General features: G+C 65.0%; 13 protein-coding genes, 2 tRNA genes and 1 pseudogene. 13 read left to right on the forward strand and 3 right to left on the reverse strand.

Translation table 11 applies throughout. The features are described from left to right. Nucleotides 1-303: 303 nt before the first annotated feature. A pseudogene (locus tag ACA097_RS15335) lies at nucleotides 304-564 on the forward strand (HAMP domain-containing protein); the annotation flags it as partial. Next, a complete protein-coding gene (locus ACA097_RS15340; protein ID WP_371370526.1) occupies nucleotides 547-1,422 on the forward strand; it encodes a methyl-accepting chemotaxis protein in 876 nt (291 codons plus the stop codon). The pseudogene ACA097_RS15335 and the gene ACA097_RS15340, both read left to right, overlap by 18 nt. A gap of 110 nt (nucleotides 1,423-1,532) precedes the next feature. Here ACA097_RS15340 and ACA097_RS15345 read toward each other — a convergent pair. Further along, nucleotides 1,533-1,619: transfer RNA gene (locus tag ACA097_RS15345), tRNA-Leu, on the reverse strand. Nucleotides 1,620-1,764: 145 nt separating this feature from the next. Continuing rightward, nucleotides 1,765-1,851: transfer RNA gene (locus ACA097_RS15350), tRNA-Leu, on the reverse strand. 204 nt (nucleotides 1,852-2,055) lie between these two features. Between ACA097_RS15350 and rnr the strand changes: the two genes are divergently transcribed. The 8 genes from rnr to alr all read left to right on the forward strand — a co-directional run bounded on the left by rnr (nucleotide 2,056) and on the right by alr (nucleotide 10,536). Continuing rightward, nucleotides 2,056-4,776, forward strand: coding sequence for a ribonuclease R (rnr, locus tag ACA097_RS15355; RefSeq protein ID WP_371364301.1), 2,721 nt, complete (start codon nucleotides 2,056-2,058; stop codon nucleotides 4,774-4,776). Further along, nucleotides 4,773-5,525, forward strand: coding sequence for a 23S rRNA (guanosine(2251)-2'-O)-methyltransferase RlmB (gene rlmB / locus ACA097_RS15360; RefSeq protein ID WP_160288558.1), 753 nt, complete (start codon nucleotides 4,773-4,775; stop codon nucleotides 5,523-5,525). The genes rnr and rlmB overlap by 4 nt, the downstream gene beginning before the upstream one ends. Before the next feature lie 201 nt (nucleotides 5,526-5,726). Further along, complete coding sequence (gene rpsF, locus ACA097_RS15365; RefSeq protein ID WP_043255735.1) at nucleotides 5,727-6,143, forward strand: 30S ribosomal protein S6; 417 nt, start codon at nucleotides 5,727-5,729, stop codon at nucleotides 6,141-6,143. A gap of 29 nt (nucleotides 6,144-6,172) precedes the next feature. Further along, complete coding sequence (rpsR, locus tag ACA097_RS15370; RefSeq protein ID WP_003095634.1) at nucleotides 6,173-6,403, forward strand: 30S ribosomal protein S18; 231 nt, start codon at nucleotides 6,173-6,175, stop codon at nucleotides 6,401-6,403. Nucleotides 6,404-6,438: 35 nt separating this feature from the next. Continuing rightward, nucleotides 6,439-7,308 (forward strand): hypothetical protein, encoded by an 870-nt coding sequence (locus ACA097_RS15375; RefSeq protein WP_371364303.1) that lies wholly within the window; start codon nucleotides 6,439-6,441, stop codon nucleotides 7,306-7,308. Nucleotides 7,309-7,329: 21 nt separating this feature from the next. After that, nucleotides 7,330-7,776 carry a 50S ribosomal protein L9 gene (gene rplI / locus ACA097_RS15380; RefSeq protein WP_043255731.1) on the forward strand — a complete coding sequence of 149 codons (447 nt, stop codon included), beginning with the start codon at nucleotides 7,330-7,332 and terminating at the stop codon, nucleotides 7,774-7,776. 130 nt (nucleotides 7,777-7,906) lie between these two features. Beyond that, nucleotides 7,907-9,301, forward strand: a complete 1,395-nt coding sequence (gene dnaB, locus ACA097_RS15385) for a replicative DNA helicase (RefSeq protein ID WP_043255729.1) — start codon at nucleotides 7,907-7,909, stop codon at nucleotides 9,299-9,301. 158 nt (nucleotides 9,302-9,459) lie between these two features. After that, on the forward strand, nucleotides 9,460-10,536 hold the full coding sequence (alr, locus tag ACA097_RS15390; RefSeq protein ID WP_371364306.1) for an alanine racemase: 1,077 nt from the start codon (nucleotides 9,460-9,462) through the stop codon (nucleotides 10,534-10,536). A 6-nt stretch (nucleotides 10,537-10,542) separates the two neighbouring features. Here the strand turns inward: alr and ACA097_RS15395 are convergent, their stop codons facing one another. Next, complete coding sequence (locus tag ACA097_RS15395) at nucleotides 10,543-12,432, reverse strand: diguanylate cyclase domain-containing protein (protein WP_371364308.1); 1,890 nt, start codon at nucleotides 12,430-12,432, stop codon at nucleotides 10,543-10,545. 231 nt (nucleotides 12,433-12,663) lie between these two features. On the opposite strand from ACA097_RS15395, the gene ACA097_RS15400 reads away from it, so the two are divergent. The 3 genes from ACA097_RS15400 to ACA097_RS15410 all read left to right on the forward strand — a co-directional run bounded on the left by ACA097_RS15400 (nucleotide 12,664) and on the right by ACA097_RS15410 (nucleotide 17,527). Beyond that, nucleotides 12,664-14,928: a YgiQ family radical SAM protein gene (locus ACA097_RS15400; protein ID WP_371364310.1), complete on the forward strand. Its 2,265-nt coding sequence runs from the start codon at nucleotides 12,664-12,666 to the stop codon at nucleotides 14,926-14,928. A gap of 227 nt (nucleotides 14,929-15,155) precedes the next feature. Continuing rightward, nucleotides 15,156-16,403 (forward strand): parallel beta-helix domain-containing protein, encoded by a 1,248-nt coding sequence (locus ACA097_RS15405; protein WP_371364312.1) that lies wholly within the window; start codon nucleotides 15,156-15,158, stop codon nucleotides 16,401-16,403. After that, the gene (locus tag ACA097_RS15410) at nucleotides 16,400-17,527 is read left to right on the forward strand and encodes an SO2930 family diheme c-type cytochrome (protein WP_371364314.1); all 1,128 of its coding nucleotides are present in this window, start codon (nucleotides 16,400-16,402) and stop codon (nucleotides 17,525-17,527) included. Before ACA097_RS15405 ends, ACA097_RS15410 begins: the two co-directional genes overlap by 4 nt. Nucleotides 17,528-17,564 lie beyond the last annotated feature (37 nt).

The raw sequence follows: 17,564 nt of genomic DNA on the forward strand, positions 1-17,564 counted from the left end.
GCATTGCTCGCGAAAGGGCAGGGCGAGCATGCGCTGGACAAGGTGCTGGAGGCGGCTGCGCATGACGATTCGGTGATCCTCGCCAGTGCACCTATCAGTCCCAATGGCGTGGTGATCGGAACCGTGCGAGTCGGTGTGTCGACTGCGGCTGTGGATAAGCAGGTCGCGGCGCTGGACAAGCGCTTCTCTGCACTTATCGCCAGTGGTGACCAATTGGTTGCGGACAGCCTGGCCGGTGCGGCCGCGGACAGCAACAAGGCGCTGAGTGCGCGGCTTCAGGCGGCCCGCCAGGCAGCCGGGGAGATGAGCGAGGGTGCGCGGGTGGCCGTCGAAGAGGCGGCTGGCAGTCTTCGCTGGCGTACAGGTCTGGGTCTGGTGCTGGTCGGTCTGGGCGTGCTGCTGGTTCTGGCGCTGGTGCTGGGGCGTCAGGTGGTTTCGCGTCTACGCCTGCTCATTGAGGCGCTCGGTGATCTAGCGGCTGGGGATGGCGATCTGACCCGCAGGGTCCGCCTGGATAGCCGTGACGAATTGGGCGAGATGGCTGCCATGGTCAACCGCTTCATCGACAAGCTGCAGCCGATCGTGCGCGAGGCTGGAGAGGTCGCCCAGCGTACCGGAAGTGAAATTGCTGCATTGGCATCGCGCAGCGCCAGTGCCGAAGCGGCCGCGGATCGGCAGCGCAATGAGGTCGCCGGCAGCCTTGAGGCTCTCGCCGGAATGGCTTCGGAGGCGCAGGTGGAAAGCCAGGCCATGCAGGATGCGCTGCTTCGCGTGGCGGCCATTCGCAAGGCAGCCGATGGCAATGCTGCTATTGCGCGTCGGGTCGGAGGGTTGATGGAGGATCTCGAGTCGCAAGTGCAGACCGGCGCTGGGGTGATCGAGCGCCTCGCTGCGCAGAGTCAGCAGATTGAAGTCGTGCTCTCGGTCATCCACGGGATTGCCGAGCAGACCAACCTGCTGGCATTGAACGCAGCCATCGAGGCGGCCCGTGCCGGCGAAAGTGGTCGCGGGTTCGCTGTGGTGGCCGACGAGGTGCGGGCGCTGGCGAGCAAGACGCAGCAGTCTACTGGCGATATCCAGACGCACATCGATGCACTGCAGCGTGGCGCGCGTGAGGCCGTCGAGGCGATTGGGCGTGCGCGCGAGCAGGCGGTCGAGGGTTTGGCTGCGTTGCATGACAGCGAGCGTCTGCAGTTGGAAGTGCAGCGCGCCGTAGAGGAGGTGCATGGGGCGGTGGAGTCTGCCGCTCATGCAGCTGAGCAGCAGGCGGCGGGTGCAGATGCGGTGCGTGGTCGGGTCGAGGTGATCCATGCCGAAGCCGGGCGTGCCGCGGAAGCGGTTGCTGCGACGGCCAATAGCGGGCGTGTGTTGGATGGTCTGGCCGCGCAACTGCGCGGTAGTCTCGGGCAGTTCAGGGCCTGATGCCGAATGGACTCGGCCCCGCTTGAGTGGGGTCGAGCCTGTGCAGGCTTTTATTTTTCGGAATGCAGAAAGCAAAAAGCCGAGCAGTGCTCGGCTTTTTGCTTTGAATATGGTGCCCAGGAGAAGACTCGAACTTCCACGGTGTTGCCACCGCTAGGACCTGAACCTAGTGCGTCTACCAATTCCGCCACCTGGGCATGCTTTTCAGCATGGGGTGCGATGATTTCTCATCGTCTTGCGGTGATGCAACTCGAGGTTGCATCTGGCGGTTTATCGTTCGGTTTCAGGGTTCCGAACCCGCCGGATAAAGCCTGTCATCGACCGGCTGTATCCTTGAATAAGTGGTGCCCAGGAGAAGACTCGAACTTCCACGGTGTTGCCACCGCTAGGACCTGAACCTAGTGCGTCTACCAATTCCGCCACCTGGGCACTGGATGCGATGATTGCTCATCGTTTCCGTGTTACAACGTCTCAGCGACGCTGTGGGCGCGAACTATACGGAGCCCACTTTGGGTTGTAAACCCCTGATGCGATAAAAAATTTATTCTCGGCCCAAGCTGACCGACGAGCGGATTTCGCGCTTCAATATGCAGATGGCGCCCACATTAATGACGACAAGGTGACTTCACCCTAATGGCCGATTGGCAAAACCTCGACCCCGAGGCCGCCCGCGAAGCGGAAAAATACGAAAACCCCATTCCCAGCCGCGAGCTCATTCTCGCGCACCTCGCCGAACGCGGCGCACCGGCGACCCGTGCGCAACTGCTCGAAGAGTTCGGTTTGTCCGACGAAGAATCGGAAGAGGCCCTGCGCCGGCGCCTGCGTGCCATGGAGCGCGATGGCCAACTTATCTATACGCGCCGTGGCGCCTATGCGCCGGTGGACAAGCTGGACCTGATCCGTGGCCGCGTAGCCGGTCACCGCGACGGTTTCGGCTTCCTGATTCCCGATGACGGCAGCGACGACCTGTTCCTCAGTCCGGCGCAGATGCGCCTGGTGTTCGATGGTGACCGCGCGCTGGCGCGAGTCGCCGGCTTCGATCGTCGTGGTCGCCGCGAAGGCGCCCTGGTCGAAGTGATCGAGCGCGCCCATGAAACCCTGGTTGGTCGTTACTTCGAGGAAAGCGGCATTGGCACTGTTGTCGCCGACAATCCGAAGATCCAGCAGGAAGTGCTGATCGCGCCGGGCAAGCAGGGCGCCGCCAAGCACAACCAGTTCGTCCAGGTTCGCATCGATCAGTGGCCGACCGTGCACCGCCAGGCCCAGGGCGAGGTGGTGGAAGTGCTGGGCGACTATATGGCGCCGGGCATGGAGATCGAGGTTGCCCTGCGTAGCTACGACATCCCGCACGTTTGGCCGCAGGGTGTAGAGAAAGAGGCGGCCAAGCTCAAGCCGGAAGTGGCGGAGAAGGACAAAGAGAAGCGCGTCGACCTGCGCGCCCTGCCGTTCGTGACCATCGACGGCGAGGACGCCCGCGACTTCGACGACGCCGTCTATGCCGAGAAGCGCAAGGGCGGCGGCTGGAAGCTGTATGTCGCCATCGCCGACGTATCGCACTATGTGAAGGTCGGCTCGGCCCTGGACGAAGAGGCGGCCAAGCGCGGCAACTCGGTCTACTTCCCCGAGCGGGTCATCCCGATGCTGCCGGAGATTCTCTCCAACGGCCTGTGCTCGCTGAACCCGCTGGTCGATCGCCTGGCGATGGTCTGCGAGATGACCATCTCCAAGTCCGGCCGCATGACTGGCTTCCAGTTCTTCGAGGCGGTGATTCACTCCCATGCGCGGCTCACCTACACCAAGGTAAGCCAGTACCTGGAAACCCCGGACAGCGTGGAAGCGAAACGCCTGGCGGAACAGCTTCCCGGCGTGGTGCCGCACCTCGACACTCTATATGCGCTGTACAAGGTGCTGCTTGGGGCGCGCTATGTGCGGGGCGCCATCGACTTCGAGACCCAGGAAACGCGCATCGTCTTCGGCGCCGACCGCAAGATCTCGGAAATCCGCCCGACCCAGCGCAATGACGCGCACAAGCTGATCGAGGAATGCATGTTGGCGGCCAACGTGGCTACCGCGAAGTTCCTCGAGAAGCTGGAAATCCCCGCGCTGTACCGTGTCCACGACGGTCCGCCGCAGGAGAAGCTGAACAATCTGCGGCAGTTCCTTGGCGAACTGGGCCTGACGCTGTATCGCGGCAAGGGCGAGCCGACCCCGGGTGACTACCAGGCGCTGCTCGAGACGATCCAGGGACGCCCGGACTTCCGGCTGATCCAGACAGTGATGCTGCGTTCGCTCAGCCAGGCGGTGTACAGCCCGGAGAACCATGGTCACTTCGGTCTGAACTACGAGGCCTACACCCACTTCACTTCGCCGATCCGCCGTTATCCGGACCTGCTGGTGCACCGCGCCATTCGCAGCGTGATTCGCTCCAAGCGCGAAACCGAGCTGGTGCAACGTGCCGGTGGGGCCGCCATGACCAAGGCGCGCATCTACCCGTATGACGAGCTGCGCCTGGATCAGCTTGGCGAGCAGTGCTCGATGACCGAGCGGCGCGCCGACGAGGCGACGCGTGATGTCACCAACTGGCTGAAGTGCGAATACATGCGCGACCGCGTCGGCGATACCTTCGACGGCGTTATCACCGCGGTTACCGGCTTCGGCATTTTCGTCGAGCTGACCGACATCTACGTGGAAGGCCTGGTGCACGTCACTGCGCTGCCGGGCGACTACTACCACTTCGATGCCGTGCATCATCGCCTGGCTGGCGAGCGCACCGGGCGCAGCTTCCGTCTTGGCGACACTACTTCGGTGGTGGTTGCGCGGGTCGACCTGGACGAGCGGAAGATCGACTTCGAACTGGCCGACAACGTGCTCAGCGCGCCTATCGGTCGCAAGAAGCGCGGCGAGAAGGCCGAGGTCGAGGCGGCCAAGCCAGCCAAGTCCGCGAAACCAGCCAAGGCACGCAAGGGTGCGCCCCGCGAGCTTCCGCTGGACATCCCGGAGCCACCGCTGCCCAGCGCACCTCCGCGCAAGCGTAAGGTCGGTGTAGTCCAGGCGCTGCCTTCGGTGGCGCCGGAGATGCTCGCGCAAGCCGAGGAAATGCTCGGCAATACCGATGTGAACAAGAGTCGTGCGCTGAAGCAGGCGCTGCTCGCCGAAGCCAAGGTCGGTGGCAACCGTCCGCCAGCACAGGGCAAGGCGGCCGCCGGCAAGGCGACCAAGACTGGCGCGGAGAAACCGCGCAAGCCGTCGAAACAGAAAGCCAAGGCTGCCAAACCGACCAAGCACCGCAAGGGGCCGGCCAAGCCCAAGGCGACTGCGGGCGGGCCGGGAGCAAAGCGTAAGGCGAAGCCATGAGTCAGTGGGAAAAGGTCTACGGCGTGCATGCCGTGGAGGCGCTACTGCGCCACCATCCGAAGCGGGTCAAGCAGCTGTGGCTGGCCGAGGGCCGGCATGATCCGCGGGTCCAGGCGCTGGTCGAGCTGGCCGGGCAGATGCGCGTGCCGGTGGGCACGCGTGATCGCAAGGAGCTCGACGAGTGGGCCGAGGGCGTGCACCAGGGCGTGGTCGCCGAGGTCAGCCCTAGCCAGGTGTGGGGCGAGAACATGCTCGAGGAGTTGCTCGAGCGTACGCCGGGGCCGGCCTTGCTGCTGGCGCTGGATGGTGTCACCGACCCGCACAACCTTGGTGCCTGCCTGCGCACGGCCGACGCCGCCGGCGCTCTGGCGGTGATAGTGCCGAAAGACAAGTCGGCCACCCTCAACGCCACCGTGCGCAAGGTTGCCTGCGGTGCTGCGGAGGTGATCCCGCTGGTCGCCGTGACCAACCTTGCACGCACCCTGGAAAAGCTCCAGCAGCGCGGCTTGTGGGTGGTCGGCACGGCGGGCGAAGCAACGCAGATGCTGTATGAGCTGGACCTCACTGGCCCGACCGTCCTGGTCATGGGGGCCGAGGGCAAGGGCATGCGCCGCCTGACCCGCGAGCACTGCGACTACCTGGCCAAGCTGCCCATGGGCGGCAGCGTCAGTAGCCTGAATGTCTCCGTGGCCACCGGCGTGTGTCTGTTCGAGGTCGTCCGTCAGCGCCAGATCAAGGCTGCTGTCTGAGGTAACACGGGGCGGCGCAATGCCGCCCCGTTGTTGTACAAATATTCGTCAATTCGCCTTGCGCCCCTGATCCCCTTTCCCTAGAATGTTGCGCCTTGCCGTCCGGGCAGGTGCTCGCGCGCCTACCTTCGGCAAGTCAAAAAGACATTCACTCCTTGCCTGACCGCTTTGTCGGCAGGCTGCAACCCGTAAGGAGCATTTATGCGTCATTACGAAATCGTGTTCCTGGTTCACCCGGACCAGAGCGAACAAGTCGGTGGCATGGTCGAGCGTTACACCAAGGCCATCGAAGAAGACGGTGGCAAGGTTCACCGCCTGGAAGACTGGGGCCGTCGTCAGCTGGCTTACGCCATCAACAACGTGCACAAGGCTCACTACGTTCTGATGAACGTCGAGTGCACCGCCAAGGCCCTGGCTGAGCTGGAAGACAACTTCCGCTACAACGACGCCGTGATCCGTAACATGGTCATCCGTCGCGACGAAGCCGTTACCGGCCAGTCCGAAATGCTGAAAGCCGAAGAGAGCCGCAACGAGCGCCGTGAGCGCCGTGAGCGTCCTGACGCCAACGATAACGAGTCCGCTGACGGCGAAGATAGCCGCGACAGCGCCGACGAGTAATCCCGGAACAGTATTGAGGAGCCAAATCCATGGCACGTTTCTTCCGTCGTCGTAAGTTCTGCCGTTTCACCGCTGAAGGCGTGAAAGAGATCGATTACAAAGATCTGAACACCCTGAAAGCCTACGTTTCCGAAACCGGCAAGATCGTTCCGAGCCGTATCACCGGCACCAAGGCCAAATACCAGCGTCAGCTGGCGACCGCCATCAAGCGCGCTCGCTACCTGGCCCTGCTTCCCTACACCGACAGCCACGGCCGTTGATCGGGCAGTCGACGAAGGTTTGATGGATAGATCGCATGCGCGCATTGGCTGACTTCGTCATGCGAGGCCGCATGCAGGCGACCCTGGTGGTCGTCCTAGCCGCGGTGCTGCAGCCGTTCTTCTGGCTCGGTGCCGCCGCCGGCAGCCTTGTGCTGTTGCGCCGCGGAGCCGGTGATGCCCTTGGCATCCTGGTCTGGGCGCTGCTCCCGGCCCTGGCCTGGTGGTATCTGGGCGACCCCTCGGTCACCCTGGTCCTGCTGGGTTCTGCGGTTCTGGCGCAGGTGTTGCGCACCAGCATGTCCTGGAATCGGGTCATGCTGGCCAGCGTGGTGTTAGGCGTGTTCTACGTGCTGCTGTTGAGCACGGTGTCCGCCGGCCTGGTTACCGGTCTGGCGGAAGCGTTTCGCAGTGTACTGCCGCAGGTGCTGTCGGAAGCGAAGCTTTCGGCGGACCAGCAGGCCGAACTGCAGGCGGGGCTGGTTCCGGCCGTTACCGGTCTGCTGGCAGCCTCGCTGCAGGTGATCAGCCTGCTGTGCCTGATGCTTGCGCGCTACTGGCAAGCGGCGTTGCACAACCCGCAAGGGTTTGGCCGCGAGTTCCGCGCGCTGCGCCTGTCGGCGCCGGTGGCTGTATCGCTGCTGCTGGGTGTGCTGGTGGTGCCGTTGCTGGGCCCGCAAGCTGCTGTACTGGCGCCGCTTTGCGCCGTGCCGCTGCTGTTCGCTGGGCTCGCGCTCGGCCACGGGCTGGTTGCACTGAAACGCCTGCCGGGGTTCTGGCTGGTGCTGATGTACGGCCTGGCACTGATGCTAGGGAACGTGATCTGTCTGGTTGCTGTCGTCGATAGTCTGTTCGATTTTCGTGGTCGCCTGGTTCGTCGCCAGGGCACCACGAACGGTGAAGGTTAAAAGTTAAGAGGTAAGACTCAAATGGAAGTCATCCTGCTGGAAAAGATCGCCAAACTGGGCAACCTGGGCGACAAACTGAACGTAAAGGGCGGCTACGCCCGTAACTACCTGCTGCCGCAGGGCAAAGCTACCGCTGCCACCCCGGCCAACGTTGCTGCTTTCGAAGAGCGCCGTGCCGAGCTGGAAAAAGCGGCTGCTGCGAAGAAGGCTGACGCCGAAGCTCGCGCTGCCCAGCTGTCCGAACTGATCGTTACCATCGGCGCCCACGCTGGCGACGAAGGCAAGCTGTTCGGCTCGATCGGCACCCGCGACATCGCCGAAGCGGTCTCCGCTGCCGGCTACCCGCTGGAGAAGAGCGAAGTTCGCCTGCCCGACGGCGCCCTGCGCGCTGTAGGCGAATACAACATCGAAGTGCAGCTGCACACCGACGTTGATGCGACCCTGCACGTGGTCGTAGTCGCCGAGTAAGCGCTCCGTCGCTGCGACTTCGCGTGCACCTTGCGTGCACGCGGCAGTCCGCTAACATCGGGCACGGTATCGCAAGGTACCGTGCCCGTTGTCTTTTCAGCTGTCCCTCAATTTTCTGTACATCGAGCCCATGAACGACATCACCGTCCCCGAGCAGTACGACCTGCAAACGGCCTCCCTCAAGGTGCCGCCGCACTCGATTGAAGCCGAGCAGTCGGTTCTCGGCGGCCTGATGCTCGACAACAACGCCTGGGAGCGTGTGTCGGACGCGGTTTCCGATGGCGACTTCTACCGCCACGATCACCGCCTGATCTACCGCGCGGTGTACAAGCTCGCCGAGAGCAACCAGCCGATCGACGTGGTCACCCTGTCCGAGCAGCTGGAGCGTGAAGGTCAGCTGTCGCAGGTCGGCGGCCTGGCCTACCTGGCCGAGCTTGCGAAGAACACGCCGTCGGTAGCCAACATCAAGGCGTACGCGCAGATCATCCGCGAACGTGCGACCTTGCGGCAGCTGATCGGCATCAGCAACGAGATTGCCGACAGCGCCTTCAACCCACAGGGGCGCGGCGCCAACGAGGTGCTCGACGAGGCCGAGCGGAAGATCTTCGAGATCGCCGAAGCGCGACCGAAGACCGGCGGCCCGGTGGGTATCAGCGACATCCTGGCCAAGACCATCGACCGCATCGACCACCTGTTCAACACCGACGAGGCGCTGACCGGCATCTCCACCGGTTTCACCGATCTCGATGAGAAGACCAGCGGGCTGCAGCCGGCCGACCTGGTCATCGTCGCCGGCCGTCCGTCCATGGGTAAGACCACCTTCGCCATGAACCTGGTGGAAAACGCCCTGATGCGCAGCGACAAGGTGATCCTGGTGTATTCCCTGGAGATGCCCTCCGACTCCATCGTGATGCGTATGCTCGCGTCGCTGGGGCGCATCGACCAGACCAAGGTGCGTGCGGGCAAGCTGGAAGACGACGATTGGCCGCGCCTGACCTCGGCGGTCAACCTGCTCAACGACCGCAAGCTGTTCATCGACGACACCGCCGGCATCTCGCCGTCGGAGATGCGTGCGCGTACCCGCCGCCTGGCGCGCGAGCACGGCGAAATTGGCCTGATCATGGTCGACTACCTGCAGCTGATGCAGATTCCCGGCTCCTCCGGCGACAACCGGACCAACGAGATTTCCGAGATCTCCCGCTCGCTCAAGGCGCTGGCCAAGGAATTCAACTGCCCGGTGGTGGCGCTCTCCCAGCTCAACCGCTCGCTGGAACAGCGTCCCAACAAGCGTCCGGTGAACTCCGACCTTCGTGAATCCGGAGCGATCGAGCAGGACGCCGACGTGATCATGTTCGTCTACCGCGACGAGGTGTATCACCCGGAAACCGAGTTCAAGGGCGTCGCCGAGATCATCATCGGCAAGCAGCGTAACGGCCCCATCGGTACCGTGCGCGTGGCCTTCCTCGGCAAGTACAGCCGCTTCGAGAACCTCGCGCCGGGCATGTACAACTTCGAAGACGAGTAACGCGGCCTTGTAAGGGCGGGCTCATCCGCGGATGCCGGGCCCGGGCTTGGCTCTTCGCGGACGAAGCCCACTTCGACGCTCTCGTTTTTCCTGCCGCCGTGGCGGCAGGGCGGTTATGCTCCACGCTCTTCGCTTGCAGTCCCTAGCCTGGAGCCCCCATGCGTCCCCTCGTCGCCCACATCGATCTCTCCGCCATCCGCCACAACTACGACCTGGCCAAGCGCTGCGCGCCGGGGCGCGAGGCCTTTGCCGTGGTCAAGGCCAATGCTTACGGGCATGGCGTGCGCGAGGTGGTCACCAGCCTGCATGACGCTGCCGACGGCTTCGCCGTGGCCAGCCTGGAGGAGGCGGCGGAAGTACGCGCCCTGCACGGCACCGCGCGCGTCCTGCTGCTGGAGGGCTGCTTCGAGCCGAGCGAGTACCGGGTGGCTGCGCAATTGCGCCTGGACGTGGCCGTGCAAGGCGAGGAGCAGGCCGCGGCCCTGCTCGCCAGCGAACTGCCTGGGCCGCTGAACGTCTGGCTCAAGCTGGATTCGGGCATGCATCGCCTGGGCTTCGACGCGGTCGCGCTGCGTGCCGTCTTCGGCCGTTTGCGCGCCGCTCCGCAAGTCGCCGAGCTGAACCTGATGAGCCACTTCGCCTGCGCCGACGAGCGCGGCCACTCGCTCAACGAGGATCAGCTGGAATGCTTCCTCGGTCTGCTCGATCTCGATTTCGACCAGCGCTCGCTAGCCAACTCCGCGGCGGTGTTGACCATTCCCGCCGCGCACATGGACTGGATTCGCCCCGGCATCATGCTTTACGGCGCGTCGCCCTTCGCCGACATCGGCGCTGCGGAGCTTGGCCTTCGCCCGGCCATGAGCCTGCGCGCGCAGGTCATCGCCGTGCGCGAGGTGGCGGTGGGAGAGAGCGTCGGTTATGGCGCCAGCTGGGTGGCCGAGCGGCCCTCGCGCATCGGTACGGTCAGCTGCGGCTACGCCGATGGCTACCCGCGCCATGCACCCAGCGGCACGCCGGTGCTGGTGAACGGGCAGCGCGTGCCGCTGGCCGGGCGGGTGTCGATGGACATGCTGGCGGTGGACCTCACCGACCTGCCGGACGCGGCTGTCGGCGCTGCGGTTGAGCTGTGGGGCGCGGAGCTGCCGATCGACGAAGTCGCGGCGCACGCCGGCACCATCGGCTACGAGTTGCTGACCAAGGTCACTGCGCGGGTGCCGCGCCGCTATAGCGCCTGAGGCACCTCAGGACAGACCGTCCGGGGCAGGAAGCGTGTCCATCCAGAAGTCGCTGGTGCCGCTTTCCGCTTCGCCGGCCAGCGCGTAGCTGGCGCGGCCGCTCCCCTTAACCTCGTACAGCGCCTGGTCGGCAGCCTTGTAGAGCTTGCTGAACTGCAGTGCATGGCTGGGATAGATGGCCACGCCAATGCTCGGCGTGATGCGCAGTTCCAGCTTGTCGAATTGCACCGGGCGCGACAGTTCGCTGAGCAGCCGTTCGGCGATCTCGCGGGCATGGCCCTCGGCGTCGGGGCCGGCGATCAGCGCGGCGAATTCGTCTCCGCCCAGGCGCGCGACGCAGTCGCTGGAACGCACGCACTGCCGCAGCCGATAGCCGACGTTCTGCAGCATGAAGTCGCCGGCGTCGTGGCCGTGGCGGTCGTTGATCGGCTTGAAGTGGTCCAGGTCGATGAGCATCAGTGCCAGGGTTTCGCCGCGCTGCTGGGCCTGCGCCAGCGCAAGCTCGGCGTGCTCCACCAGGTAGCGGCGGTTGGGCAGGCCGGTCAGCGGATCGTTGTGTGCGGCGTGCTTGAGCTGGGCTTCTCGCTCAAGCAGCAACTGGTTGGCCTGGGTCAGTTCGGCCGTGCGGGCCGCCACTGCTTGCGCCAGATCGGTTTGCGCGCTCTGCAGCAGGGTCAGGCGCGCGTTCTTTTCCCGATGCGCCTGGTCCATCGCTTGTGCCCGTTCGCGCTTGAGCTCCTGGATGCGCGAGGTCAGGGCGAAGGAGAAGAGGATCGATTCCATGCCCACCGATACCGGGAACAGGTACGCGGTGGTCGGCGACGGCTGCACTACGCCGAGCGCACGCATCACCGAGACGCTGATGCTGGTGAGCACCAGGCCGAAGCCGATCAGGTACAGCCGCCCCGGCAGCGAGCCCTGGCGGGTACGGGTGATGGCGGCGCCAAGCGCTGCGGGGACTCCGACCAGGGTGGTGCTGGCGATCACCCAACCGGCCTCGGCCCGGCCGACGAAGGCGTTCATCAGGACCGAGGTGACGTACAGCAGGCAGTTCAGGGTCAGCATGTGGTGCGCCCAGCGTACGTGGACGCGGGTTTGCAGCAGCGTCTGGGTGAAGCGCGTGACGCACAGCCCCCACAGCGAGGGCAGGGTGATGCGGTTGAGCCACCAGGGCACGCCGTGCTCCGGCCACAGGTACTCGAAGGCGTGGCCGGTCATGCCCATGCTGAAAAGCAGGGCGAAGGCGGTGGTCAGCACGTACCAGAGGTAGGCGCGGTCGCGCAGGGTGATGAGGATGAACAGGTTGTACAGCAGCAGCGCGCCGATCAGCCCGTAGACCAGGCCGAGGAACAGGTTGGTTTGTGCGCGGTGGTCCTGCAGGTCGTCCTGGCTCCAGAGGCGCAGCGGGAAGGAGTTGCCGGCAGGATCGTAGCTGCGCATGTAGACGCGCAGCGGGCCTTGGCCTTCGGGCAGGTGGAACACCGGGCGGCGATAGGTGCGGTCGCGGCCCTCGGCAAAGGGCACGGCTTCGCCGGAGCGCAGCTCGCGGTATCCGCCCTGGCCGTCCGGCAGGTAGACGCGCAGGTCGAGCAGATTGACCGCGTCGACCTCCAGCCACCAGCCGCCGGGCGGTGTCATGCGCTGGTCGAGGTCCAGGCGCAGCCACCAGGCGCTGCTGCTCTGGCCGACGCTGGTGCGGCCGGCGGCGGGCACGAACTCGGCGTCACGCGCCTCGACCTGCTCCAGGTCGAGCTGCTTGCTGTGGTCTTCGAGCAGCGTCAGGGCGTCGTTCAGCCACCGTCCGCTGGATTGCGAATCGAGCGAAACGGGCTCGGCGGCGAGCGTCGCGAAGGGCCACAGGCATACGGCAAGGATGCACAACAACAGATGGCGCACGACGGACACTCCCTGTACCCGGCAGGATGGGGCGAACCGGTAGGTTCGGTCGGGCGAGTATAGCCACTGGCCACGTCACCCTGCAGTGACCTTTGCGGCCTTGGCCGATCACCGACAGTGCCATCGGTCGGGGAGGAAGCCCGAGCACGGGAGTCGGAATTGCTCACTTTTTGTGCTATATTCCGCGCCCGCGTTTTTCCGCGTCCCTTTTCGAGTATCCCGGTGTCCCCGATGCAAGCCGCCAAGCCACTGTTCGACTATCCCAAGTACTGGGCCGAGTGTTTCGGTCCGGCGCCTTTCCTGCCGATGAGCCGGGCGGAGATGGATCAGCTGGGCTGGGACTCGTGCGACATCATCATCGTCACCGGCGATGCCTACGTCGACCATCCGTCCTTCGGCATGGCGATCATCGGTCGCCTGCTGGAAGCCCAGGGCTTCCGCGTCGGCATCATCGCCCAGCCGGACTGGCAGTCGAAGGACGACTTCATGAAGCTGGGCCAGCCGAACCTGTTCTTCGGCGTGGCCGCCGGCAACATGGACTCGATGATCAACCGCTACACCGCGGACAAGAAGATCCGCAGCGACGACGCCTACACCCCCGGCGGCCTGGCCGGCGCGCGCCCGGATCGCGCCAGCCTGGTCTATAGCCAGCGCTGCAAGGAGGCCTACAGCGAAACGCCGGTGATCCTCGGCGGCATCGAGGCCTCGCTGCGCCGCATCGCCCACTACGACTACTGGCAGGACAAGGTCCGTCGCTCGATCCTGATCGACGCCACCGCGGACATCCTGCTGTACGGCAACGCCGAGCGCGCCGTGGTCGAGATCGCCCAGCGCCTGGCCTTCGGCGAACGGATCGAGAACATCACCGACGTGCGCGGCACCGCCTTCATCCGCCGCGATACCCCGCAAGGCTGGTTCGAGATTGACTCCACGCGCATCGACCGCCCGGGCAAGATCGACAAGATCATCAACCCCTACGTCAACACCCAGGACACCGCCGCCTGCGCCATCGAGCAGGAGAAGGGCCCGGTCGAGGACGCCAACGAGGCCAAGGTCGTCGAGCTGCTGCCCAGCCCGAAGATGACCCGCGAGAAGACGGTGATCCGCCTGCCGTCGTTCGAGAAGGTGCGCAACGACCCGGTGCTCTACGCCCACGCCAACCGCGTGTTGCACCTTGAGACCAACCCGGGCAACGCCCGCGCGCTGGTGCAGAAACACGGTGAAGTGGACGTGTGGTTCACCCCGCCGCCCATTCCGATGACCACCGAGGAAATGGACTACGTGTTCGGCATGCCCTATGCGCGCGTGCCGCACCCGGCGTACGGCAAGGCGCGGATTCCGGCCTACGAGATGATCCGTTTCTCGGTCAACATCATGCGGGGCTGCTTCGGTGGCTGCACCTTCTGCTCGATCACCGAGCACGAAGGCCGGATCATCCAGAACCGCTCGCACGAGTCGATCCTCAACGAGATCGAGGAAATGCGCGACAAGGTGCCGGGCTTCACCGGCGTGGTCTCCGACCTCGGCGGGCCGACCGCCAACATGTACCGCATCGCCTGCAAGAGCACGGAGATCGAGAAGCATTGCCGCAAGCCGTCCTGCGTGTTCCCCGGCATCTGCGAGAACCTGAACACCGACCACAGCTCGCTGATCGAGCTGTACCGCAAGGCCCGTGCCTTGCCGGGTGTGAAGAAGATCCTGATTGCTTCTGGCCTGCGCTACGACCTCGCCGTGGAGTCGCCGGAGTACGTCAAGGAGCTGGTCACCCACCACGTCGGCGGCTACCTGAAGATCGCTCCGGAACACACCGAGCGCGGCCCGCTGGACAAGATGATGAAGCCGGGGATCGGCAGCTACGACCGCTTCAAGCAGATGTTCGAGAAGTACTCGAAGGAAGCGGGCAAGGAGCAGTACCTGATCCCGTACTTCATCGCCGCGCACCCGGGCACCACCGACGAGGACATGATGAACCTCGCCCTGTGGCTCAAGCGCAACGGCTTCCGCGCCGACCAGGTGCAGGCCTTCTATCCCTCGCCCATGGCCAGCGCCACGGCGATGTACCACTCGGGCAAGAACCCGCTGCGTAAGGTCACCTACAAGAGCGACGGCGTGACCATCGTCAAGAGCGACCAGCAGCGCCGCCTGCACAAGGCCTTCCTGCGTTACCACGACCCGAAGGGCTGGCCGATGCTGCGTGAGGCGCTGGAGCGCATGGGCCGTGCCGACCTGATCGGCAACGGCAAGCATCACCTGATCCCGACCTACCAGCCGCAGACCGACGAGTACCAGAGCGCACGCCGCAAGAACTCGACCCCGTCCGGCAGCAAGAAGGTCGCCGGCAACGGTGGCGGACGCGTCCTGACCCAGCACACCGGCCTGCCGCCGCGCGCCAGCGACGGCTCCAAGCCGTGGAACAAGGCGGAAGAGGGCAAGGCCAGCGGCTACGCCAAGGGCAAGAAGCGCACGACCAAGCGCCAGCCGAACCTACCGCGCTGAGTGACATCGACAACGGGGCCGCAAGGCCCCGTTGTCGTTTCTGCGGTGGATTTTTCCCCGTGTGTAGGAGCGGATCTCATCCGCGAATCGCGCCGGGGGCCCGGTTATCGCGGATGAGATCCGCTCCTACAGGCGATTCTGTCGGTCCCGTGCTGTCGGGGGTTGTTTACAAAATGTTTTTGGCACTATAGTTCCAAAATCATAAGAACAACGCCGGAGACCCCGCCATGCGCCGCGCCGCTCTATCCCTCCTCAGCATCGCCGTACTCCTTGCCGCCTGCGGCGAGCAGGACAAACCTACCGCTGCTGTCAGTGCGGACTTTCAGAAAGATCTGCAGACCCGCCTGATCAAGGCCAAGGCCGGCGAAGTCATCGAGATTCCGGCGGGCACCTACCACCTGGACCGCAGCCTCAGCCTCAAGGTCGACGGCGTGACCATCCGCGGCGCTGGCATGGACAAGACCATCCTCAACTTCAAGGGCCAGAAGGCCGGGGCGGAGGGGCTGTTCGTCGATGCCTCGGACTTCACCATCGAGAACCTGGCCATCGAAGACACCAGCGGCGACGCGCTCAAGGTGGTTGGCGGCAAGAACATCGTGATCCGCAACATCCGCACCGAGTGGACCAATGGCGCGTCCACCGAGAACGGCGGCTACGGCATCTACCCGGTGCAGACCGAGAACACCCTGCTCGAAGGCAACGTCGCCATCGGCGCGTCGGACTCGGGCATCTACGTCGGCCAGTCGCGCAACGTGGTGGTGCGCAACAACCGCGCCGAGCGCAACGTCGCCGGCATCGAGATCGAGAACACCATCGGCGCCGACGTCTACAACAACGTCGCCACCGACAACACCGGTGGCATCCTCGTCTTCAACATGCCCAACCTGCAGCAGCCGGGGCGTGGCTCGCGCGTCTTCAACAACGACGTGCAGGGCAACAACCACGAGAACTTCGGCCACAAGGGCACGCCGGTGGCCAGCGTGCCGGCCGGTTCCGGCGTGGTGGTGAACTCCAACGACGACGTGGAGATCTTCGACAACAAGATCGGCAACCACAAAACCGCCAACGTCATCATCAGCAGCTACTACAGCACCAACTATTCGGACAAGGCGACCCAGCCGAACTTCGACCCCTACCCCGAAGGCATCTACATCCACGGCAACACCTTCGGGCCCGGCGGCGACAGCCCCGACCACCTCGAGCTGAAGGCGCTGAAGATCGCCAAGTTCGGCCTGAACGGCCACCTGCCGGACATCCTTTGGGACGGCTACTTCAACCAGAAGAAAGTGGTCGACGGCAAACTGCCGGACAACCTGTCGATCTGCGTCGACAACGGTGACGCCACCCTGGTCAATGTCGACGGCCCGAACGGCTACAAGAACATCAGTACCGACATGGGCAGCCACCGCTGCAAGCTCAACCCGCTGCCGAAGATCGAGCAGGCGGGCCTGGGCGACAAGGGAGGCAAGGCATGACGCGAGCGCCCCACGCCTGGTTGTCGCTCGCCCTGGCCGTTGCGCTGGCCGGGTGCGGGCAGGAGGCGAAGCCGCGCTACCAGCCCGAAGGCGACGACTACCCGCAGACCTTGAGCGGCTGGGGCATGCTGCAGCTGGCCGACGGTCATCTGAAGCCTGCCTCGCAGGTGTTGCCGTACGACCTCAACACCCCGCTGTTCACCGACTACGCGCACAAGCTGCGCACCGTCTGGATGCCCGACGGCCAGTCGGCGAAGTATGCCGACGACCACTTCGACTACCCGCTGGGTACGGTGCTGACCAAGACCTTCTATTACCCCACCGACGGAGCGGGGCAGTTGCTGGAGAACGCCCAGGACGACCGCGACCCGCAGCAGGGCCTGGACCTGAGCAAGGTGCGCCTGGTCGAGACCCGCGTGCTGGTGAAGCAGAAGGACGGCTGGACCGCCTTGCCCTACGTCTGGGACGCCGCGCAGAAGCAGGCGACCCTCGAGCTGGCCGGCGATAGCCTGCCGCTCGAATTGCAGGACGCTGCCGGGAAGAAGGTCTCCTTCACCTACATGGTGCCGGACGCCAACCAGTGCTCCGAATGCCACGCCGAGCACAAGGGCGGCGGCATCGCCCCGCTGGGCCCCAAGGCGCGTCACCTGAACAAGGACTTCGTCTACGCCGACGGCAGCGACAACCAACTGAGCCACTGGCAGGCGCGCGGCTTCCTGAGCGGCCTGCCGGCGCTGGCGCAGGTGCCGCAGAACGCCCTCTGGGGCCATCCGCGCGCCGGCGAGACCCTGGACAAGCAGGCGCGCAGCTACCTCGACGCCAACTGCGGGCACTGCCACAACCCCAAAGGCGCGGGCCGCACTTCCGGCCTCTACCTCGACGCCCGCGCCGAGTTCGGCGTGAACTACGGCCTGTGCAAGCAGCCGGTGGCAGCCGGCGGCGGTACCGGTGGACGCCTGGAGGACATCCATCCGGGGCATCCGGAGCTCTCGGTGATGACCTACCGCGTGGGCAGCGACAAGCCCGGCGACATGATGCCGGAGCTGGGCCGCAGCCTGGTGCACAAGGAAGGCTTGGAAATGCTGCAGCGCTGGATTGCTTCGCTGCCGGGCGGCTGCACCTGATACGGCTCTACCCCCTGTAGGAGCGGGCCATGCCCGC

It is taken from the genome of Pseudomonas sp. QL9, assembly GCF_041409665.1.
In the GTDB taxonomy this organism is placed as follows: Bacteria; Pseudomonadota; Gammaproteobacteria; order Pseudomonadales; family Pseudomonadaceae; genus Pseudomonas; species Pseudomonas knackmussii.